The 22,128-nt window shown below is 42.3% G+C and carries 11 protein-coding genes and 4 pseudogenes; 6 read left to right on the top strand and 9 right to left on the bottom strand.

The features are described from left to right. Nucleotides 1–257: 257 nt before the first annotated feature. From ED2_RS11175 to ED2_RS11200, 6 genes are all read right to left on the bottom strand, one after another. A complete protein-coding gene (locus tag ED2_RS11175; protein ID WP_010724946.1) occupies nt 258–1,379 on the bottom strand; it encodes a class C sortase in 1,122 nt (373 codons plus the stop codon). Continuing rightward, nucleotides 1,376–2,572 (bottom strand): class C sortase, encoded by a 1,197-nt coding sequence (locus ED2_RS11180; RefSeq protein ID WP_016177630.1) that lies wholly within the window; start codon nt 2,570–2,572, stop codon nt 1,376–1,378. Before ED2_RS11180 ends, ED2_RS11175 begins: the two co-directional genes overlap by 4 nt. An 86-nt stretch (nt 2,573–2,658) precedes the next feature. Further along, the gene (locus ED2_RS11185) at nt 2,659–4,146 is read right to left on the bottom strand and encodes a SpaH/EbpB family LPXTG-anchored major pilin (protein ID WP_016177629.1); all 1,488 of its coding nucleotides are present in this window, start codon (nt 4,144–4,146) and stop codon (nt 2,659–2,661) included. Nucleotides 4,147–4,210: 64 nt separating this feature from the next. Then, nucleotides 4,211–4,942: a pilin N-terminal domain-containing protein gene (locus tag ED2_RS11190; RefSeq protein WP_002375439.1), complete on the bottom strand. Its 732-nt coding sequence runs from the start codon at nt 4,940–4,942 to the stop codon at nt 4,211–4,213. Nucleotide 4,943: 1 nt separating this feature from the next. Further along, nucleotides 4,944–8,174, bottom strand: coding sequence for a SpaA isopeptide-forming pilin-related protein (locus tag ED2_RS11195; RefSeq protein WP_060789800.1), 3,231 nt, complete (start codon nt 8,172–8,174; stop codon nt 4,944–4,946). A gap of 782 nt (nt 8,175–8,956) precedes the next feature. After that, nucleotides 8,957–9,637, bottom strand: coding sequence for an IS6-like element ISS1N family transposase (locus tag ED2_RS11200; protein WP_016177626.1), 681 nt, complete (start codon nt 9,635–9,637; stop codon nt 8,957–8,959). 75 nt (nt 9,638–9,712) lie between these two features. On the opposite strand from ED2_RS11200, the pseudogene ED2_RS15085 reads away from it, so the two are divergent. The 5 genes and pseudogenes from ED2_RS15085 to ED2_RS16545 all read left to right on the top strand — a co-directional run. Beyond that, nucleotides 9,713–9,904: pseudogene (locus ED2_RS15085) on the top strand (IS30 family transposase); the annotation flags it as partial. A 904-nt stretch (nt 9,905–10,808) separates the two neighbouring features. Further along, nucleotides 10,809–10,970 carry a hypothetical protein gene (locus tag ED2_RS16115; protein ID WP_229018008.1) on the top strand — a complete coding sequence of 54 codons (162 nt, stop codon included), beginning with the start codon at nt 10,809–10,811 and terminating at the stop codon, nt 10,968–10,970. A 15-nt stretch (nt 10,971–10,985) separates the two neighbouring features. Continuing rightward, complete coding sequence (locus ED2_RS11205) at nt 10,986–12,071, top strand: MFS transporter (RefSeq protein WP_286011834.1); 1,086 nt, start codon at nt 10,986–10,988, stop codon at nt 12,069–12,071. A gap of 161 nt (nt 12,072–12,232) precedes the next feature. After that, nucleotides 12,233–12,955 (top strand): annotated as a pseudogene (locus ED2_RS11210) (bacteriochlorophyll 4-vinyl reductase); the annotation flags it as partial. A gap of 158 nt (nt 12,956–13,113) precedes the next feature. Beyond that, nucleotides 13,114–14,388: pseudogene (locus tag ED2_RS16545) on the top strand (ISL3 family transposase). A gap of 150 nt (nt 14,389–14,538) precedes the next feature. On the opposite strand, the gene ED2_RS15735 reads toward ED2_RS16545, so the two are convergent. Further along, nucleotides 14,539–14,802, bottom strand: coding sequence for a hypothetical protein (locus tag ED2_RS15735; RefSeq protein WP_008271158.1), 264 nt, complete (start codon nt 14,800–14,802; stop codon nt 14,539–14,541). Nucleotides 14,803–14,845: 43 nt separating this feature from the next. Continuing rightward, nucleotides 14,846–19,567 (bottom strand): S8 family serine peptidase, encoded by a 4,722-nt coding sequence (locus tag ED2_RS11235; protein WP_060789802.1) that lies wholly within the window; start codon nt 19,565–19,567, stop codon nt 14,846–14,848. 421 nt (nt 19,568–19,988) lie between these two features. Here ED2_RS11235 and ED2_RS15100 point away from each other — a divergent pair. After that, nucleotides 19,989–20,404: pseudogene (locus ED2_RS15100) on the top strand (tyrosine-type recombinase/integrase); the annotation flags it as partial. A gap of 1,290 nt (nt 20,405–21,694) precedes the next feature. On the opposite strand, the gene ED2_RS11245 reads toward ED2_RS15100, so the two are convergent. Beyond that, a partial coding sequence (locus tag ED2_RS11245; RefSeq protein ID WP_164703927.1) for a Tn3 family transposase occupies nt 21,695–22,128 on the bottom strand: 434 nt, incomplete at its 5' end.

Raw genomic sequence — 22,128 nt, forward strand, 5'->3', positions numbered from 1 at the left:
ACTTCAGATAAGCCATATTCTTTCGCTAACCCTCGAACAGAACGTCCAGTTTGATTCAGTTCAACGATCATTTGTTTAAAATTTTCTTCATATCGGGTCATAAAAATTCATCCTCTCGTAGATAAGTTTAATTTATTCTTGTCTCTACGAAAAGCTGTCTAAGATTTGATACTAACACCAAGAAGCTAAGAATACCCATATTAAACAATGAAACGTGTATCTTATGGATTTAAATCATTTGATAACATGAGCATTTTTTATTTGACTTCTAGTATTCTTTCTTCTTTTAACATAACTTTTTTCTTATTTATCTTCCAAATCTTGGATGGCCTCTTTTTTTTCTTCAAACCAAACTGCACCAACCAACTCTTGCCCAATTTCAAACGATAGCAATCCCCTGGTAGATCGGTAAAAGTGACTTGTCCGGTTTGATCTGTTAGTTCTTGATAGGCTTTTCCATTACGCCGCAGGGCTTTTTTCCCTTTTTTATCATAGAGTGCGATTGGCGTATGTTCTGCCACGCCTTCTAAGCAAACAGTGAAATCAAAACGCACTTTCCGCAATCGGTAACGGGCGATCACATGATACAATTGATAAATAGCGGCTAAGATCAACAGGGCCGTCCCCCCCAAGATAGCGATTTGTTTCAACTTACGAAAACGATCGCCTTTGACTTGTTTTTTCTCGGCAGCCGGTGTATATGGCACGCGTTTTCCTGTGACTAACAAACGGTGACTATTGATCATATAAGGGGTACAGGTCATGAGCGTCACCAAGTCTTGGCCTGGTTCGATCTTTAAAACCGAAGTCTGATCTGGTGTCACGACTTGGCTGTCAAACACTTCATAAGCCAAGGTTTCCCCTAAGACATTTAGCAGAAAAATATCACCGTTTTTAAGCTCCGGCAGATTGGTGAAGAGTTCCCGTTCTGGCAAGCCACGATGAGCCGAGATCACCGCATGGGTACTTGCGCCACCAACAGGAAAGGACGTGCCATCTAGGACCGTCGCACCTTGTTCCAATAAATCATCATTGGTCGTATCAAATAGCGGTAACTCAATGGCCAAATCAGGAAGATTGATGGTCCCAATCAAATGCTTTTTGTAATAAGCAGATGAAACCGTACCACCATTCGGATTCGCAAACGGATCGGCACCCGGAGCTAACCCGCTGTCGCTCAATTTATTATTTTCTTCCGCCAGTCGCTTGCGTTCGGCTTCAAATTCTTTCTGGCTTTCCTTCAAATAGCGATCGACGCGCACTTGATCGATCACATTATTCAACGCATCGACATAAAAAGGATAGAGCATGGTCAAGATGCCGACCATAAAAATGAGGATGATCGCAATTTGCGAGATCACTTGCCGATTTTTTTTCATTTTTTCGCTCCATTCTCCAGATAATAAGTAACTTTCTTACCGTGCTTTTTCTTCGTGACGTGGCTTAAAACAAACTGCCGATCTTTTAAACGGCGGACCTTGCCCTTAACTGGTTTTGTCGACCCATCGATCGCCTTGGCATAATAACGACCCCCTCTGATCTCAGGGAAAGACACCCATCCATCCACCTGGCTTACAGCAACTGGTTGGCTAGTGACATCTGTTGCCCAGCGTTTTTTACGGACTAAGGTAAAAGTCACGCCTGCTTTGGGTTGACCATTTTCCAATAAGTAAAAACAAAAGTCATAACTGTGTTTGCCACTTTGATAATAGACGAACTTGCGATACATCCAATAGAAAATCATGGCAAAGAAAAGCGGGATCAGTAGTAAATACAAGCGAAAACGCCGTTCGACCGCTTTTTTGGTACTGGTCACTTCCTCCGCCATTTCCTCCACATAAGGTACACGGTGTCCAGTGACTAATAAACGATGGGTATTGATGCCATAAGGTGTACAAGTCAATAAGGTCACCAAGTCCCGCCCCGGTTGGATGACCACTTTGTCGATATCCGACGGTAAAACGATCTGGATGTCATCGACCGCATAAGCCAATTTTTCCCCAGCAATGGTCAAATAAAAATCATCGCCAATCACCAACTTTTCTAAATCTGTAAAAAGTTTACGTTCCGTCAAGCCACTGTGGCCTGAGATCACCGAATGGGTACTATTGCCACCGATCGGATAAGACGTTCCTTGTAAAATCGTCGCGCCTTTTTCTAAAAGAGCAGCATTGGTTTCATCAAATAAAGGTAAGCTGACCGAAATTTTTGGAATATAGATAGCACCCACGGTATGCTCTTCATAATAGGCTTTACCCGGATCTTTGGCATCATCGACCGCATTTTCAAACGGGTCTTCTACCAGTCCCATGCCAGGAATATTGGTCATGTTCTTACTTTCAGCTAGCTCTTTATTTTTTTCGGCCATTTCTTGGTGCCTCTTTGCTTGTTCTTTGGTATTTGTTGCGGCCATCTCAGCCAAATTTTTTTCCATCATCTTTTGGTCATAGTAGGAATTCACCGCATTGGCCAAAAAGGGATAACTGAAAATAATGGCACCGGTCGTAAATAAAATCGCCATTAGCAGTTTTAAAATCAAATTGATCCGTTCGTTTTTTTGGCGCTGATCCATGCTTGCACCTCCTTCTCCCTATTTAAAAGAAAGAAAAGGCAACTTCAAGAAATGAAGCTGCCTTCTCCCTATTTTAAAACTATATCTTAGACTTCAGCTTGTGTTTTAGATTTCTTGAACCAAGCGTAAGCACCGATCATAAGAGCAGCACCGATAAGTAAGAAGGCATAGATCCCGTTACCACCTGTTGATGGAAGCAGACCTTTAGGCGTGTTAAGAACAGACTTTAATTTTTGACTGCCATATTGACCGTGTTCAACAGTGAAATCGACATCTTCATCAAGTAACACATATTTATCACTTGAAGTCGCTTTTTCTTCTAATTGATAGTCACCATTTTTCAAACCAATTACTTTCAACTCACCTTTGTCGTCAGAAACGATTTTCGTTGCTTTTGCTTCACCAGTCGTCCATTCTTTAAAGATATATTCACCTTTAGTGTTTTTAGCATCTTCAAATATTGCAAAGTTAGAGCCTTGTTTTACGACAAATTCCGCACCGGATAAGGTTGCACCAGATTGCGAATCTTTTTTGACGAATTTATAACCACCTGTACCAAATTTCGTTGGTGGTGTAATTTTATCTTGAGGGTTGTTACCAATTGTTACTTGGGCACTATTGTTTACTAAATCGTCAGGATTTACTTCAGCAGTTAATTTCATTTTGTAAGTAGCAATCAATTGACTACCAGCTAATTTTCCTACATTTTCACTTTGTTTCAAAGTAACAGTAAATCCGCCAGTTGCAGAATCTTCAGCTAATTCATAGTCAGTTCTAGCTACTAAACCAGTTGCTGCAAAAGAATCTTTTACATAAGCAAGTCCAGCAGTTGGCGTATCAGTTACAGAGTAAGTGACGCCATCTTCCAGAATGTCCGCAGGAATATTTAAAGTTAATTTATATTCGATTTCATCGCCAGTTGTAAGGTTATGATATAAAACATTTCCATCAGCACCCTTAACTTCAGTGAACTTATCTAAATTGGCAACTTCTTTTTTATCAGTCTTGGTTTCGTTCTTTGGATAGACTTGAACGTTGGTATTGATTGTATCTGAATATTTGCCATCTTTAAACGTATAGATTGGCATTGCTAAAACGATTGGAGCGGCCTTTGTCGTTACGGAAACATTGCCTGGCGTGCTTGTTTCAACAAACATATAGACTTTATCTTTGTCGTCGTCTTTTAAAGCAAGTCCTTCAAAAGTTGTTTGACCATTGGCATCCGTTTTTTGTTCTGCTTTTGCTACAGTTGTGTAATCTGACGCATTATCAGCAATTTCTTTTGTTGCTTCTGCTTGTGACTTACCATCTGCAATCAGAGCAAGATAAGCATCTGTTACATCATAGGCTGTAAAGCCGGCTCCTTTAAGTGGAGCTCCACCAAAGTCCATTTCTTCCCCAGTATTTTGCATGGAACCTTGTGCTGGAGCTTCGCCATCTTTCCAGATTCGTTTATTGATCGTTACATTTGTCGTTGTTGCTTCAGCAGCACTTACTGTTTTCGCACCAAACACGCCGGTGAATAAAGGTACTACAAGTAGTGCTGCAAAAAGTGTTTTCCATAATTTCTTCATTTCCTAATCCCTCCTTGATTTTTTGTACAATATTCCAATAGACCTTAGTCTTTTGTACCTTTGATTAATTGTTTCGTACAGAGTATTTCCGCCATAAAATGATCGCCGTACCGATCAAAAGAATCCCCAATATACCTAGGAAGGATTTTGCTTCACCTGTTTGTGGCAAGCGTTTCTTCGGTTTACTTGGTTTTTTAGGTTTAGTTGGTGTCACTGGCTTTTCAACGATTGTTCCCACATTTTTAGGATAAAGGTGAACGGTAGCTAATTCTTTGTCCGTATAGGTTTTACCGTCTGTGCTCATTTCATATACTGGTAAAGCCACTACTAAGGGTTCGGCCGCTTTTTCGACTTTTACCTTTTCAGGATCAGGCAATGCCGTTTCAACAATCAGGTAAACCGCATTTTTACCGCCACTGCTTTTAGGTAGTTGGGTAAATTTGATTGTGCCTTTTTCATCAGTCAGGCCTTGTTCTCTGATAATTTTTTGATAATCAGCAACATTTTCTTGAATCATTTGAATAGTTGTTGTTTCGTCAGAGCCTTTGACCAATTTATAATAATCCTCTGTAATGTCATAAATCGTAAAGCCGACCCCTTCGATTGGATCTTTGATATCTTGATCGGCCGCTCCCGTATTTTGAATAGCTGCATCAGGTGCTTGGTCCCACAATTGTTTGTGGATCACAATATCGATCGTCCCGTCATCCGCAAAGGCTTGTTGCCCCGTAAAGATCCCTACCAGCAAAGTTGAAAGAAGTAAGGTGATTTTGATGAACAATGATTTATTCTTCATCTTAGTTCAACTCCTTTCGATTACGGTAGACATAAATGCCACCGACAAGAGCCGATAAACCAATCACTAGTAGTGCAAATTCCATTAAATGTCGAATGCCTTGTCCACCAGTAGATGGCAAAAGTCCTTTTTGTTGGTTAGCAACATTATATTTAATCACATTGCCATCAGTGGTAATAACATCTTTTTGTTCTTTCCCATCAATGGTGACTTTGCCGTCTTGATCAATGACGATCTTAATTGAATCTTTCAATCCAACATAGCCATCCGGTGTGACTGTTTCAATCAGTTCATATTCACCGGGTTTTAAGCCAGTAAATTTAAAGACATTCGTATCAGAATCGAGTTCCTTAGAGTAATCTTTACCTACTAATTTAAACTTGGCACCTTTCAAATCTTTCCCGAGGTTGTCTTTCTTAGTCACGATTAATTCAAAGTCTTTCAAAAGATTGACTACTTGATTATCTTTGATACCAGAAACAGTTAATTTACCATCTGCATCAGCAATCATAATTTCAATCGGATCTTGTGTCTCATAACCCAAGGGTGTCGTGGTTTCTTTGATAACATATTTACCAATCGGTAACTCTATGTCAAAAGTAACTTGACCATTGTCATCCGATGTCACTTCTTTACCGATAGCCGTTGTTCCGTCTGCTTTGTACAAAGTAAAGCCAGCACCTGCTAACGGCGTTTTACCATCATTCCCTACTTTCGTAAATGTAACAGAAGTTTTTAGCAACTTATTGGTGACTTGTAAAAGTTTCTTATCCGAATTTACATTGATAGATGTTGGAGAATAGCTAGCTTCTTCATACCCATTAACTCGTTCTTCGACTACTCGATACTCAAGCACATTTTTAGAGCTGTCATAAGCGGGTACATCAGAAAACTTCCCTTTCAGGCTATCTCCGGTTGCATTTGCTTTAATAGTTATTGTTTTCCCAGAAACATTGGCCCAATTTTCATTGCCACTCTTTTGTTGTAGTTGTAGGGTCACTTCTTTACGCGTTCCCCACTGATTATCCTCATCGTCCCAGATTTTTTCTGCTTCAATGTCAAATTTTTGTGGTGGCACTTTAACTGATGGAACCGCAAAGCCAAATTGATCTTTATATTGGTTGTCCGCTAAATAAGTCGGTCCATTTGCCGGATAGAACTTGTCATCTTGATACTCTTCTCTGAGAGAAACAGTATAAGTCACACGCAAGCCATCTCGCTGTGTATCATTTCCAGATAAAGTAAGATTGGATAAATTTACCGAATTGTTGCGTGTATCCACGGTAACACCATTTACATAATCTGGTTGAGTCCCTGTCGTTACATTCAACGACTTAGGTGAGCTTGTTTTTAATGTTAAAGCTTGCGTTTTAACTGAACTAGTATCTAACGCTACATACTTGCTCATCGGATCAAAAACATTAGCATTACGAATCAGAGCATTCACATCTTGAATTTTTTTCTTGATTTGATTCAATACATAATTTAAGTCAGTGTGACTTGTTGCTGAATATTTTCCTTGAGGTCCTAAAGCATCTAAGATATCATTAACATCTGTTACTCCAAAGCCAATGGCATAGCGATCAATTTCAGGATTTTGTTCGGTTCTTTTTTTTCCGTGAGAAATGGTATTACTTCGGACTGTACTAATATCTGGTCCAGTCTCTGATCCATTTCCAATATAAAGAGTAGTATTAGTTGCTTTAAAAGTCTCTACTCTACCATTATTGTCAGAAGAACGTGTCATCCCACTCTGACGAATTCCACTACTGCTACTAGTATAAGTAGTAGTTGGTCCCCAAGTTGGTAATCCATCTGTTAAAATAATCAATACTTTTTGGGCGTCTTTTCTTCCGTTATATTGGCTATTAGTTAAAAGTTCTAAGCCAGCATCTAATCCTAAGAAAGTTGGTGTTCCCCCACTTGGGCTTTCATTTAATAACGCATGATTCAAAAAGGCATCGGCGCTTGTAGTAAATCCAGTGTAGTTTCCTTGAGTGCCACCAAAATTTCCTACTTTTCCATAAGGAACATGGGTTCTTCTTTCTTGAACTGAACTAAAGCCTGCTATTCCAAGTTGGACACTTCCACCTGGATTATCATCTAATAGACCATGAGCAAATGTATTTAAGGCCGACTTTAAATTATTCCATCTATTATTAGTAGCCATACTCCCTGACTTATCAACGACAAAAGCAACGTCGACATTTTTACGTGCCTTCAAAGCCCCCCCAATGATATCTAGTTGAATTTGAAATTGAGTGGGATTATCAGTAGGAATAACGATTTTCTTCAAATTAATATTTTGGTTATTCCCTACATCGTAAGCATGATAGCCATTATCAAAATTAAGATTACCTTCGAGGATATTTTGAATTTCTACATTACTATCTGAATCTCCTGCAGAACCATAATTATAGTTTTTAATCATGTCACTTGAATCTGATTTCGTATACTGATTCGTGTCATGAGACGGGTATTGTCCTCCATCAGGTGTATACTTAAAAGGATCATTATAAGCACTCACATCATAAGTAGAAGCTGCTGAAGAACGATAATAGTTTTGTTGAGGCCCTACCATAGTCGAATCATCAGAAGTTTGTATTGTTCCTTCAGTTGCTTCACTGGCTTCTTCCGTTTGTGTCGTCGTTTCGGTCGCTTGGCTACTAGTGGTTTCTTCAGCCGTTGTCTGAGAAGTAGCACTTACTTCTGTCGTTTTTTGTGTAGCCACTGCTGGTAATTTCAACGCATGCGGACCTTCTACCGCACTAGTCAAAATATTCTTGTTAATAGTGACAGCTTGTGTTTCATCCGTTTTTGTTGCATCGGCTTGAATTTCAAGAGCTACCTTGGAGACATTTAGCACCGTTGTAAATGAAAGAGAACCCTGCGATTGTTTCGAAAAATCTTTTTCCGCAAACCATTGGTCATCATTAGTAGCAAAACTGGCATCTTCATTAAAAGCTATTGCTTCTCCATCAGCCGTCACTTTGAATTTCAGTGCTTGATCATTGCCATCACTTGCGACATCTTTTTCATACTGTAATTTCCAATTTAAAGAATTTCCATCTGATGAAACAGAGGAACTAACTTTTAAACCTGATTGATCTACGATTTTATCCGGCTGAGTTTCTATAGCCTGTGCGATACTCGAATAAGCAGTCAAGATTTGCGGGATAAAGCCCATCAAAATAGCAACCATCATAAACCAGACCGATTTCTTCTTCTTCATTTCTTCCCTCCTCTAAAAAACATGATATCTATTCTTAAACAAAATTTAAATAGCACTACCTAAGATTTGATACTGCCATCTAAATTATAAACAATTTATAGCGATAATACTATTATTATTTCTTTCACATTCCTATGCTTTGCTGTATCCGCCACTGTTTCCATGCAACTTTTATGATGTCTTGATAATAAATGACTACTCTAAGAAGAAGCGCACCCACGACTAAACTGAAAACGAGCCGTAACACTAAGGAAAAATCTTTTCCAATATCTTCAACTCACTTGAGAAGGCACTTACCCTTCAATTCCGATTTTCACAGAGATATTGTCTAGCAGAAATAAAAATGGATAGGTCGCTTTTATCGTATAAGGTACCGTATCTCCAAACACTTCTTTTTACCCTAATGATGAATTTTGTATCATATACTAGCCTTGAAATTGTTTATTTGAGTAATCTTTGAGCTCTGCAACTGCTTCAGCTGTCAATCCACTTTTCTGTTCAATCTGATAATTGACTTGTTAGTGATAAGTAGTGATTGTTTGAATTCGATATCCGAAGACAACAACACTCAAAAAAACGTTACAACCTTGTTGAACATCATGATGTTCAACAAGCTATCTTGCTATACAAGGATGTTTTAGAAACGAAAACAATAATTTGACACTAATCCATTTAAGAATGCTGCTTGAGAAATTTTTATCAAATGACACTACTCAAATTCCTAAAATGGTTCTGTTGCGAAGTTTGAAAATCAAACGCGTCCTCTCTGAACTCCAAATATCTTAGGCTGTTATTCCCATTAATACCTTGATTTCAGTAGACACCGAAAAGCCGAAGAGCGTTCCATTTCTTCGGTTCTTTTTATATATTCCTCGAATGGTCTCCATGCCCTTAATCGTGGAAGAGGCTGTACGGAGACTTTGATAAAATTTATTTCGTCGTTTAATAGGTCGATGGTCTTGTTCTATTAAATTGTTAAGATACTTCACAGTTCGGTGCTCTGTCTTAGTATATAAACCCACACTCTGTAACTTTCTAAAGGCGGAGCCAAGAGAAGGTGCTTTATCGGTCACAATTGCTTTCGGCTCACCAAACTGTTTATGGAGTCGTTTTAAGAAAGCATAGGCTGCTTGCGTATCCCGTTTCTTTCGTAACCAGATATCTAAGGTTAAGCCGTCCGCATCAATTGCACGATAAAGATAATGCCCACGTCCCTTAATTTTGATATAGGTTTCGTCCATTTTCCATGAATAGAAGGATTGTCTATTTTTCTTCTTCCAAAGATAATAGAGGACTTTGCTGTACTCTTGTACCCAACGATAAATCGTAGTATGACAAACATTTATTCCACGATCATATAACAATTCCTGAACTTCACGATAGCTTAGATTGTAACGCAGGTAGTAACCAACAGCGACAATAATGACGTCTTTTTTGAATTGTTTGCCTTTAAAATGATTCATTACTCTGTCCTCTCTGTCTTTTTTCTCAATTTTTACACTAAAATAGATTTTTTGGAAAACTTTGCAACAGAACCCGAGAATTCTAACGGGATTCTGCGTCGTAATGGACTGCCGAAATCAATGGATTTTAGAGAAGTGAATCAGACATTTATTTCCAGTGTCAGCAATCAACGTAATCATATTCCAAGAAAATCATTGAATTACAGAACACCAATCGAAATATTTTTGAGCTATGTACAAGAAGCATTTTATTCTAGCTTAATTTGACAAATCATATGATATAATAGATTCTATATTAACATCAATAATTGAAGGAATATCATGTTTAAAAACATCAAAGCCATTATAAGCGGAATAGGTGCCCTTTTTAATTGCCGAATGGCTATACCATGTACTATCTCAAGATCCTAATATCAATATTTGGGTTGCCAGACTTTTGCCTATCCCGATAATTTTTCTTCTCTTCTTTTCGATTGACTGGTTAATCTAAAAAATGACAAAGTAACTTTAGCCATTTGATTTATAAATACGGCTGAACCCCTTGCTACAAGCGGACATCACGAAATCGGACGCCGACAAAATAATGGTTATTTATTGTCAGAAAGGCATACATGTTTTATGGTTCAACAAATCGTACTCCCGATCAAAGACTCAAATGTTTTAAGATGGTTCAAGATACCTTACTAGATAGTTTTCGGGCTGGTCATCGTTATAATAACTGTTAAAAAATTTTTCGTATTAGACAATAATATGGAAGCAATAAACCGAGTTTTGTAACAAAAATAAATAGTATTTAGGAAAAATTTAAATTATACTATTTGGGAGAACATAGAGACTTATTTTGACTATTATCAGTTGAACTTTCCGAATGAACAGTATGATCTGAATTATTAATATATGGTGGTTCTAAACTAATAACATCAAAAAAACTTATATAGAAATGGATTGCTAAAAGAAATTATTGATGATCTGAAAGTTCAATTACCAGATGTTTGCAAATGAGATGTTAAAGATAGTGAAAGTTAGAAAATTCCTTAGTGAAAAAAGCTAAGCAGTTATTTTATTAAAGGAGAGAACGGCAAAGCAAATTAGAGACATTGAATTAATATTTTTAGAACATTAAAAAATATTAAACGTTGCTTTTATTCTTGTAAATGAAAGGTTGATATGAATGAATAAACAAAATAAATTAAACTTATTAACAAAAATATCGGTTTTAAGCGTTTCCCTTATTATCACAACAGGACCGGCAATTTCTCCGCTGTTGCCAGATATTAGTAACCATTATAATAATATTTCAGAGGCTGCTATTGAAAGTTTAAGTACTGTATAACAATTTTCAGTTGTCATTTCCTTAATAATTGCAAATTTTATTTCTAAAAAAATAGGTATCAAAAAAACTGTAATATTAGGGCTTTTATTGGCCGGTTTTACAGGTGTGGTACCTTTCTTTATTGATAATTACTATGTAATATTAATTTCTAGGATTGTCTTTGGTGTAGGAGTGGGTTTTTTTAATTCTTTGGCAATTACTGTTATTGATTTACTTTATAGTGGTAGCGCAAAAACTAAATTGTTGGGTATTCGAACTTCCATGGAACAATTAGGATATTCATTGGCTAGTCTTATGATGGGAGCTTTGCTGTTACTTGGATGGCGTTTTGGCTTCTTAATTTATGTTTGGGCAATTCCAATATCATTTATTTTTTGGAAGTATGTACCTGAAGTGCAATCAAAAACCGATAAAAATAATCTTAAAAAAAATAATAGTAGTAATGAAAGTCATGGTAAAAAACAGATAGGCTTTGTATTTCTCATGTTGGTAACTTTATGTGATACTGGTACTAATGTGGAATTACCAAAACTATTAGTGGAGCAAAAAATAGGAACTGGAACATTATCAGGTATTATCATAGCAATGAAAACAACTATGGCGATGATAGTCGGTATTTTCTTTGGCAAAATTTATAATTTGCTTCATTGGTGGGTCGTCCCAAGTGGCATAGTGGCTTTCTTAATTGGAAGTTTAACTATCCCACAGAGTCATTTATGGCTAGTATGCCTTGGGAGTGTAATTTCAGGAATAGGTTCGCCACTTATTGGTACATATGCATTTAAGACAATTTCTGAAACTGCTCCGAGTGGGAAAGAGAACGCAATAAATACAATGATATTAATTGGTTGCAATGCGGGATCTTTTGTTGCACCGATAGCATTAACCACTGGAGGTAATCTATTTGGCGGAACAGTTAAAAGTGATTTTTACTTTATGGCTTCAATTTTTGCAATTCTGTTAGTGATAGTTATCAGTCAAAAAATAATTAGTCGTAATCAGACACACAATAAATCAATATATTTAACCAAATTAAGATTTGTGATTACAAAGGCAGTTGAAAGAAGTGAGTGCTCAGAAGTCAATAAAGATGATGGATAAATTATCTTCACACATCTAAACAGGGTCTATAATTACACTATCGCCCCTAACAAAACCTATTAAAACAGCCCCTTATATCTACTGGTTAGATATAAGGGGCTGTTTTTAATTTTATATGGTATAATAACCCATAAAAACTATAAGAGATTAGGTATAAAAAAATGGCAATAAATAAGGAAAGCGTAGCATTAAATGTAATCAACGAATCTTTGAAATTACCTTTTATCAAAGTAGATCGCTCTGATTTTTAACTAAAACATTTAGTAACAAAATAGATGATATGCCAAAGTTATTCAAGGAAGGTCCTTAGGCTTTTTTTTTCAAAAGAAGAACTTGATCGTATTGCTAGTAACGTTATCAATTCAAATGTATTGAAATCCTCATCAATATCATTTGCAAGTGGGTTACCAGGTGGCGTAGCTATTGCAGCAACCATTCCTGCTGATATGGCTCAGTTTTACGGATACTCTTTAAAACTAGCTCAAGAAATATCATACGTATATGGCTATCAGAATATTTGGGCTAACCAAGACGAATTAACGGAAGATGCAAAAAACACGCTAATTCTTTACTTAGGTATCATGTTTGGTGTGAGTTCCGCTGGATCAACTATTCGTATTTTATCTAATAAATTAGCCTTACAAGCACTAAAACAGCTACCTAATAAAACGTTAACTAAGCATCTTTACTTTACAATATTGAAAAAGGTACTGGCTATCTTTGGAACAAAATTAACGAAAGCAACTTTTGCTAAGGGAGTATCCAAAGTTATTCCAGTCGTAGGGGGAGTTTTATCAGGAAGCATGAACTATCTGACATTAAAACTAATGGCTAACAAACTGAAAGATGAGTTGGGTAAATCCGTCAACTATACGCAACAAGATATCAAAATATTAGGCGCTACGATATTTGGAGTTGATAGGCAGCTTGCCTACCAGCTCCTTTTTCTATACCATTTCTATATTTGAACGCGCAAAAAGGACATTACACTTTCTGCTCGTTCACTGTCCCGACCAAAGAATAGAGAATAGGAGTTTGTGTAATGTCCCTTACAAGTAAGTCTATCCGAATGGTTCTAGAAATCAAGGACCCTAACATTATCTTTACGCAAGACGCTGTCATTGAAGAAATTCGGGGCGCTAAAGCCCTTGTCTTCTATGCCGAACTTAAACTCCAACCAGAGCATTGCCCTGCCTGTGGCTTTGCCAGCAAACTAGTTCGTTATGGGTTTGAACGTACCTGCGTACTTATGCCCAGTTACAGCTACCGTCCCACCTATATAAAGCTTAGCCGTCAGCGATTTCGTTGTGAGTTGTGCCGGTCGGTCTTTCAGAGTGAGACTGATTACGTCCGAGCGCGTAGCACCATCAGCCCCCCGCCAGATGGTGCTATTTGAAGCCTTCAGCAACTGTCCATTAACCGACATTGCGCGACGCTTCCACGTGGCTGATAAGACCGTCCAGCGGATTATTGATGAAGAAGCGGCGAAGCATAACTACCATCAAAAGCTATGGCTCCCGAAGCATCTGGCTTTTGATGAGTTCAAAGCTACCAACAAAATGAGCTTCATCTGGGGTGATGGCGATCGACACCAGATTGGCGCAATTCTACCGAGCCGGACGGCATACGCAATAACGAAGTACTTTGAAGGCTTTCCACTCAGTGTCCGCCAGCAAGTGCAGACAGAGTGTCGTTAGACCTGAACGCCGGATATATCAACCTAGTTCCACGTTTGTTTCCAAACGCCAAGATAGTTGTGGATCGGTTCCATATCGTCCAGATGGTGTCGACCGCCCTCAACATGGTCCGTATCCAAGTAATGAAGGGTCTATCTAAGCGTAGCAAGGAATACCGATTCATGAAACGCGAGTGGAAAATCTTTCTTAAGGACTTCAACGAACTTGAAGCAATAAAACCCACGTATCACACCAGCGTCGGCTATTACGAAACAACTGTAAATCTGGTCGCCAAGAGCTTAGACCTGAGCCCGGAGTTCCGGGCAGCATATGAAGTCTACCAAGAGATTATAGGAGCGGTTAGAAAGCGTGATGCGTCAGCACTCGCAGCCGCACTAGAGAGCTATCGATCATTAGGAAACCGAATGGATCAGTCTATCAAAACGTTAAAGAAGTACAAGAGACAAGTCATCAATGCATTACGCTATGAGTACTCAAATGGCTTCCTTGAGGGTATTAACGGCATCATCAAGAAGATTAAGAACACTGCGTACGGCTATACGAATTGGAACAATTTCATCAATCGTATATTCCTGGAACGGGTTTGGTTCAGAGCTAAGAGCAGCAAGGCAGCAGCATAATAAAAGCACCTAGACCAATTAAGGCCTAAATGCTTCACAAAAGATCTATCAACTCTACTTGATGAAGAGCCAACAATTGCCGAGACAAACGCAAAAAGCCGGCACACTTCGCAATCAATGCGCCGTGTACCGACTTCAAGTTCTTTATGATTACCGCCCATCCACCAATTCGAGGTGGTAGCCGCGGCGGCGTATTTCACTGGCGTAGTTATCGGGTAAGGGCTCATCAAACCGGAGTTCAACGAGTACGTGCTGCCTGCCAGCGTCGTCCCGTACCGTGAAAACGTGCGCCGATCCGGGCTCGTGCGGGCGTACATCCAGCACCACCTGGTCAGGAGAGAGTTCTCCCCGCTGGCGCGCCTGCACCAACGCGGTCAACACCCGGTCTAAATTAGTAATGGTCACTGGTTGCATCCTCTTCACCCCCCCGATGTTGCCGCTATCGTCTACATATAAACTATACACGCCGCTTCCGGGATGCAAGTCCAGCCAGTCCCAGCACGCTGAGGATAGCTAGACCGATTGCGGCCAACGGGCTGTGTGTTTCCCCCGTCGCCGGCAGTGCCGCTGCAGTCGTAGTTGCTGGGCTTTGACCTTGCTCAGCACCACTCTGCGGACGACCTGCCTGGCTGGCGGCAGGTACTAGCTGTACGCCACCCTGACCATCATTCTTGTAACCAGGTGCAGCAGGGTGCACGTCTGGAGCGCCCTGCGCCTGCCCACGCTGCCCACCATCAACCACGGGGCTGGTGATGGCGGCAGGTACTAGCTGTACGCCACCCTGACCATCATTCTTGTAACCAGGTGCAGCAGGGTGCACGTCTGGAGCGCCCTGCGCCTGCCCGCGCTGCCCACCATCAACCACGGGGCTAGTGATGGCGGTACCCTTACTGCCCTGCGATTTTGGTGTCACGCTAGTTGCGTCCACCCGTACGACGTGGAAAACCTTCGTGATGGTGTTACCCACCATATCCACGGCAGTCACGGTGAAGTAGTTATCGCCCTCCAACAGGTTGTACGTCTGGCTAAAGTCAGCCGCCCCATAAGGGTTTGAGCTGGCCGCATCCGCATCCACGTGGTTGTTAAACCCAGCCATGTTCTTCTGGTGCACAACGTTATCGCCGTTCGTGTACAGTCGGTAGCCATTCACGTTATCGTTTACGGTGCCCGTGACGGTAAAGGTCGGGTCTGACGTTGTGATATCGTAGTTACCATCCGCATCAACCGTCAACGTGTCGGCTTGCGGCATGGACAAAGTTGGGAAGACGGTGTCCAGGTAGATCTGGAGCGCGCCGTAAGCCGTGCTACTTGCCGTCGTACCGTCATCGTTGGTCGTAGTCGTCGTCAGACGGTAACCAACTGACTGCTGCTCAGCGGCTTTGAATGGTACCGTGAAGCTGAACGTCCCGTCCGCGTTAATCGCAACCGCCTTGGTCGGCTCGGTAGCATCAGTCACCGTCATGTCCTTCCCGGCAGGATCAGCCACCTTACCCGTAATCGTCAGTTCACCAGTCTGCGGGTCGTAAACGTCCGCCACCTGATCAGCACCCACCAACGTAAACGTGTTGTCGTTAAACTTATCAAAGGAAAGCCCAGCAGTTGGCTGTGCGTGCGTCGTAATGTCCGCAAAGGCGCGCCCACTAAGCACTGGCGCCCCGGTCGTGACCGTAGCGTCCGCAGCCGCGTCTGCGTTATCGCGCAGGGCAATCACCGTGTGTGGATTCGTTGTGCTGAAGTGACCGTATCCGGCAGTGCCGTCAGCGTCAAGGAAGACAATCATTTCGTCCCCGTCAGCACGTCCAGCCCGCTTGTATTCGCCAAAGTTAGCGGTCGGGTACAGTACGGTGCCCACAAAGTCGCCGTAGGGAGCCCCTTCGGTCAGGTTAAACGTCACGATACCAGTAGCCGTATCGACTTTGCCTGGGAACACTTTGCCCGCCCTAGCGTCGGTTGCGTAAACAATCCAATCGACACCCGCCGGCACCTGGGCGTACGCGGTGAAACTCGTCTGGTCGGACACGGCCTGCACGAAACCCTTCGTACGCCAATAGTTATTACTACCGTCACCGACTTGCCAACTAAACTGCGGTGCGACGTTGGCGGTAGTATCGGTTGCTGAGGCTGAAGTAGTACCCGCAAACGCCTGTACACTCGCGCTGGTGTGGTTGCCAGCAACGTCCGTCACCGTCAAGGTCAGCTGCCCATCGCTCGTTGCTAGGGCGGCCATTTGCGCTGCCGTCAGTTTGAAGCTGATTGTCCCAGCGTTACTTTGCCCGTTGTTATCGAGACTCACCCCATACTCCTGGGCGCCAATCTTGAGCACCGCGTCACTAAACTGGCTGAACCCCGCACCCTGGTCGTTGTAGCTGGCCGTCAACTGACCTTCGGCGTAAGTCAGACCGGTCAGAGTCGGTGCGACGGTATCCACGGCTACAGGTAAATCAAAGTTTTGTTCCTGCTCCGCCCCGTCGTTGTACTGCTCAGTCACAATCCGGTAAGTGTACCTACCATCCGGCGCCGTGATGTACTTGCCCGTCTGTTGGTCGTAAATCCGACCATCCCAGGTAAACGCGTCAGCATCCAGACGCATGTCGGTGCTCAACCCTAAGTCAGAGTTGTGACTGAAGCCATTTTGCAGGTATGACTTGGTCGTGTTGTTCTCCTTGTCGAGCACGCGAACCAAGTTACCATTAGCGTCCAGTATCTGAATGGTGACCGCCTTGAGGTTCTGCTTGGCAAAGACGTATGGGTACACGGTATCACTAGCACCGTCTCCGTTAGGCGAGAACGAGACCTTGCCGTTCTCAATGTACACGGGCACCTGTCCCCACGTGTACTTGCCTGTTACGTCGCTATTCACGAGGTTGCTCAGTGAGGCAGCGTCGGTGACCCCCAGCGGGTTATTGTTGTTATCAACGAGGTACCCACCCTTAAAGATTGAATCCTGCTTGTTCGCCGGATCATCAATAATCTGCTCGGTGGTGAGGTCACCAAAGTAGCCGAGGTACGGCACACTGATGGTCTGGGTGTCGTCTCCCGCTTTAAATGTCAAGTAGCCCTCGACAATTTGGTTAGCGGCAACCGCATCATCCAACGTGAGCGTGAAGGTCACCACTTTGCTGGCACCGGGAGCGAGCGTAAACGTTGGCGTAGCACTGTTAACCGCCGCTCCTGCCAATTTCTGGTCGTGCACGATATTACCCTTACTGGTGTCCCGCACCTGCGTGAGGGGCCCACCGTCGTAGTCGACCGTGTAGCTTTGGGTCGTCTGTCCGTAATTGGTTAAAGTCACGTTGAAGCTGGTCGTCTGCCCGATTTTACCCAGCGATACCGAGCCAGCGTTATTTGTACCCTCGGCAGCGACGTCCAAGTTCCCCGCCTTGGTCACATCAATTTGTCCAGCACCCTGGCGCCGCGGGGAGACGTAGGTGTCCGGGTAGTTTAAGTCAATCATTGGGTCTGCCGCGTTCATTAACGCTAGCTTAACGGCCTTAACCAGGTCCGCGCCCTGCAATTCTGGACGGGTTGCCTTGAGTTTCTGCATGACTAGTAGGGCCGCACCGGCATCGTACGGGCCAGCCATGGAAGTACCGGACTCAACCGCGTATGTTTGGGTATTGGTTGTCGGGTCAATGGCCGTGGAGGTCACACTATCACCGGGCGCCGCGATGTCCGGCTTAAGCGTATAGTCCGCCATCGGTCCCCACGAGGAGAATCCATCCATTTCAGAATCAGCACCAGTCGCACTCTTCTCGGCGGCGACGGTCATCGCGGACGCTGCGGCACCGGGATCAGCAATGGTTGAATCGTTCTTCGGCACGTACGCCGTGGAAATATCATTCTTTTTATCAGAGCCCACAATGCTGGCCGCGTTGCCGTTGTTGCTGGCCGAGATGGAAACAAAGACTCCGTGGTCGGTAGCGTACTGCACGGCGGCTTGCTCCTCGTCGGTCAGATCTTGTTCGGCCACACCAACTCCCAGTGACATTTGGATGGCATTGGCTCCCATCGAAACGGCGTCCCTTATTGCCCGGGAAATATCGTTAGCATTTTCGTCCGGGAACTCATCAATGACCTGCATCGCCAAAATCTGGGCTTCCGGGGCGACCCCTTTGACGTAGACTGACGCTTTAGACGTACCGGTAGCGCCATCGGCAACCGTCCCGTTGGCGGCAATAATACCAGCGACGTGTTCACCGTGCGTAGACCCGGACACCGTAGTCCCCGTGTTGACACTATCGTTGTTCACGTAATCGTAGGCAAAGGGAATCTTGCTGTTGACGTACGTGCCGTGCCCTAGCTTAGCAATAGCGGCCTCCGCGGCGTCTTTGCTAATCGCCGCCGTACTATCATCAGTCAACCGCAAGTCTGCGTGTGGTTGGACCCCAGAATCGATCACGGCCACAACCATGCCCTGACCCTGATAACCCTCATTCCACAAGCCCTCAACGTTCCCCTTGGTCAACGTATCCTGGTTTGCGGGACCGGGATCGGCGGTTGCGTCGGCTGTAGCCTGCGCGGTGGTGGTAGCGGCAGGTGTCGTCGTGGTTGCAGCGCTTGAACTCGACGCGCTCGCACCACTGGTGGCAGTGGTGGCAGTGGCGCCGCTAGTGGCTGCACTTGAGCCAGCCTGCGATTGACTCGTAGTAGTAGCTGGCGTCGTGCCCTCCTCCGTAGCCGTGCTACTTTGCGTGTGGTTGTCCGCTACATTTTGCGCGTCGTCCACCGCGGTGGACGACTGTCCGGTCGTTTCCGTGTCGGTTTGCGTTTGTACCGTTGCCGCCGTCGTGGTTGCAGCGCTTGAACCCGACGCGCTCGCACCACTGGTGGCAGTGGTGGCAGTGGCGCCGCTAGTGGCTGCACTTGAGCCAGCCTGCGATTGACTCGTAGTAGTAGCTGGCGTCGTGCCCTCCTCCGTAGCCGTGCTACTTTGCGTGTGGTTGTCCGCTACATTTTGCGCGTCGTCCACCGCGGTGGACGACTGTCCGGTCGTTTCCGTGTCGGTTTGCGTTTGTACCGTTGCCGCCGACGTGGTATCGGCCGACACTGATTGTGTGGCGTAACCACTCAGCACAATAGCTCCCGCACTAACGGTAATGATTGCCGCCGCTACCCCCTTGGAGCCCGACTTATATAACTTGTAGTGCCTCTTCATTTCGGTCATCGAATTTCTACGCATTCGTGACTACCCCCCCTCATATTGGTTGTTGAGCACGCCATCTTTCCAGACAAAGCTTTGCAAAAACACAAATCGTTCACATTTTTAACTCATTTAATTTTAATTTGCTCAACAAGGGTAATTTATCGCATCACATCAACATTGTCAAGACATTGAATATCGGTGTATCGATAATTACGACATATTGGGACCACTTGACCGCCGCATAATTATGAGAGTTAGCTAGCACCGATTTTAATTTTGTGGCAAAACAAAGGAGGACACGCTGAGACAGGTGTGCCCTCCATAAAACATTATTGGCGCTACGATATTAAACGAAGAAGATGTATTAGTTACAGAGTATGAGCCAAATGGTACAACAACATACGATCCGTCTGATATCAATCAAATAGACAAAATTTAATTAACGGGGAGGTATATGATGTCTCAACAGATTGTACTGCCAATTAAAGACTCAAACGTATTAAAGATGGTACAGGACACCTTGTTAGATAGTTTTCGCGCTGGTCGTCGAAACTACACCATCTTCCAAGTTGGAAAAGCCACTCTACTACGGGTGAGTGATGTCATGACGTTAAAAAATCAGATGTCTATAATCCCGAAGGAACTGTTAAAAATACGGTCTTTATTCATGATAAAAAGACAGGCAAAGCAAACACCTTATATTTAAAGCCCGTCCAACAAGACTTGCTACAATATCATGATTGGCTAGTCCAACAGAATATCACTTCAGATTGGTTATTTCCCTCAACGTCCCATCCAGATCGACATATAACGGAGAAGCAGTTTTATAAGGTGATGGCACGCGTTGGCGATCTATTAGGTATGGGGTCACTGGAACAACTAAACAGAAAATAGCGGTAGGTTTTGGAAATAGTTATTTAGAATCGTTTTTATAATGACTTTTTGAAACTATGAAACATTGTTATATCAAGCTTTTAAAACGTATTTTACTGATTTTCAAAACCTAATGTTTTTTAGAATCTATGCTGCTTTCCTTACCGCTAATTTCTGCATGAATGTTCCAGAAATATTTTGTGTTTTCCTATCTTGGAAATTCTATAATCAGCGTTAAATAAGCGTTTTATGGATTTAGAGCTAATCACTACCGCTATTTTCTGTACGGATGTTCCAGTGACCCCTTCTAGAACTATTCAAAACAAAAAGAGGACTAAACTTTTTTGTTTAGTCCTCTTTTTGTTTTCCTCATCGGTCTGCTCGATGACAGGAGCAGTCAGATTGAAAATCTGAAATATATTCAAATTATTTTCCTAAGGGCGCACTTATATACCATGAAAATCATGGTATAAATTGCCAATATTTTAGATTAAACGTGTTGGAAAAACTCGCTTTGCTCATGTAAATAAAAACGTTATAAAGTATTGTGGTGAACTTACTATGTGTGTACACACATAGGGTAAAAAGTAATCATCTTCCACTCGTTCACACCTAAAATTTACATTTTAGTTTGTTCCTCGTTTCAGACGATTCTTTTTATTTTTGGGGCGTTGCCCCAATCCCCATATTATATTTTTTGTTGTTGCCAAAGGCAACTTCTTATACAGGTTTTTAGGGTTTAGCACGACATCAAGTTATTTGATGTGTAAGTGCGCATTGCACTCTTTTTTAACGAAACAAGCCGACCAGCGTTTGAAACTTTTTAGTTTTTCATCATTCTATTTTAAAACGCTCTAAAACTCGATTTAAGCGACTTTAATTCGAAACTATCTATTTGTTCAAAGGTAGAATTAAGAATGCTTAAACGAGCTTTTAAGTGGGTTTAAATTGATTTTGAATTGAATAGCTTGTTGTAAGTTGTAAAAAAAACAAGTTAAACAAAGTATCGGTTTTCCATTTAAGGGTTGTTAGGGGTTGCCCTGACCGTCTGTAAGACGCTTGATTGCAAGAAGTGAGTATTTAGCTAGTCAAACAGTTAAAACAGCTTATATGAGCAATTAGGGGTCACTGGAACATCCGTACAGAAAACAGCGGTAGTGAGACATGAAAAAAACAAGAAATGCTGTTAAATCAACGTTTCTTGTTTTTCTCTTTTTCTCTTCAGAAACATTCTTCTGGAACATTCGTGCAGAAAATAGCGGTAGGATTTAAAACACGAACATTTTAGTTTTATTGTGTATTTAAAGGACGTAAATGTCCATTTTTCAAGGAAAGATCATATCGAAAAGAGTATTTACCAACAAAGTTAATATGCTCAAAGAGAAGTGGTGATAATTTATTGATTTTCTCTTCTGAACAATCAAATCCTTCTACACGCATTTGGTCAATTACTCTTTCTAAATAGAGCGTATTCCAATAAATAATTGCATTTGTCACAGTACTAAGAGCAGTCAATTGCTCCTCCATTCCGTCAATATAGGTTTGATATAGTTTGCCCTTTTTCCCATAAAATATGTGGCGACATAATGTATGCCTTGCTTCTCCTTTATTCAGCTGTTCTAAAATCTGTCTTGCATAAATCTCATCAGAAATATAGCGCAATTGGTGCTTTGTTTTGTATACTTTTCCATATTCAATAATGGCTTTCCCTAGCTCTGTTGGTT

Source organism: Enterococcus durans NBRC 100479 = LMG 10746 (genome assembly GCF_001544215.1).
Lineage (GTDB): Bacteria > Bacillota > Bacilli > Lactobacillales > Enterococcaceae > Enterococcus_B > Enterococcus_B durans.

What these genes read in the sequence shown, in the direction of transcription:
- ED2_RS11175 (WP_010724946.1), bottom strand. Translation starts at nt 1,379, where the DNA reads ATGAAAAAAAATCGGCAAGTGATCTCGCAAATTGCGATCATCCTCATT.
- ED2_RS11185 (WP_016177629.1), bottom strand. Translation starts at nt 4,146, where the DNA reads ATGAAGAAATTATGGAAAACACTTTTTGCAGCACTACTTGTAGTACCT.
- ED2_RS16115 (WP_229018008.1), top strand. Translation starts at nt 10,809, where the DNA reads ATGAATAAACAAAATAAATTAAACTTATTAACAAAAATATCGGTTTTA.
- ED2_RS15735 (WP_008271158.1), bottom strand. Translation starts at nt 14,802, where the DNA reads ATGCAACCAGTGACCATTACTAATTTAGACCGGGTGTTGACCGCGTTG.
- ED2_RS11195 (WP_060789800.1), bottom strand. Translation starts at nt 8,174, where the DNA reads ATGAAGAAGAAGAAATCGGTCTGGTTTATGATGGTTGCTATTTTGATG.
- ED2_RS11190 (WP_002375439.1), bottom strand. Translation starts at nt 4,942, where the DNA reads ATGAAGAATAAATCATTGTTCATCAAAATCACCTTACTTCTTTCAACT.
- ED2_RS11200 (WP_016177626.1), bottom strand. Translation starts at nt 9,637, where the DNA reads ATGAATCATTTTAAAGGCAAACAATTCAAAAAAGACGTCATTATTGTC.
- ED2_RS11235 (WP_060789802.1), bottom strand. Translation starts at nt 19,567, where the DNA reads ATGCGTAGAAATTCGATGACCGAAATGAAGAGGCACTACAAGTTATAT.
- ED2_RS11180 (WP_016177630.1), bottom strand. Translation starts at nt 2,572, where the DNA reads ATGGATCAGCGCCAAAAAAACGAACGGATCAATTTGATTTTAAAACTG.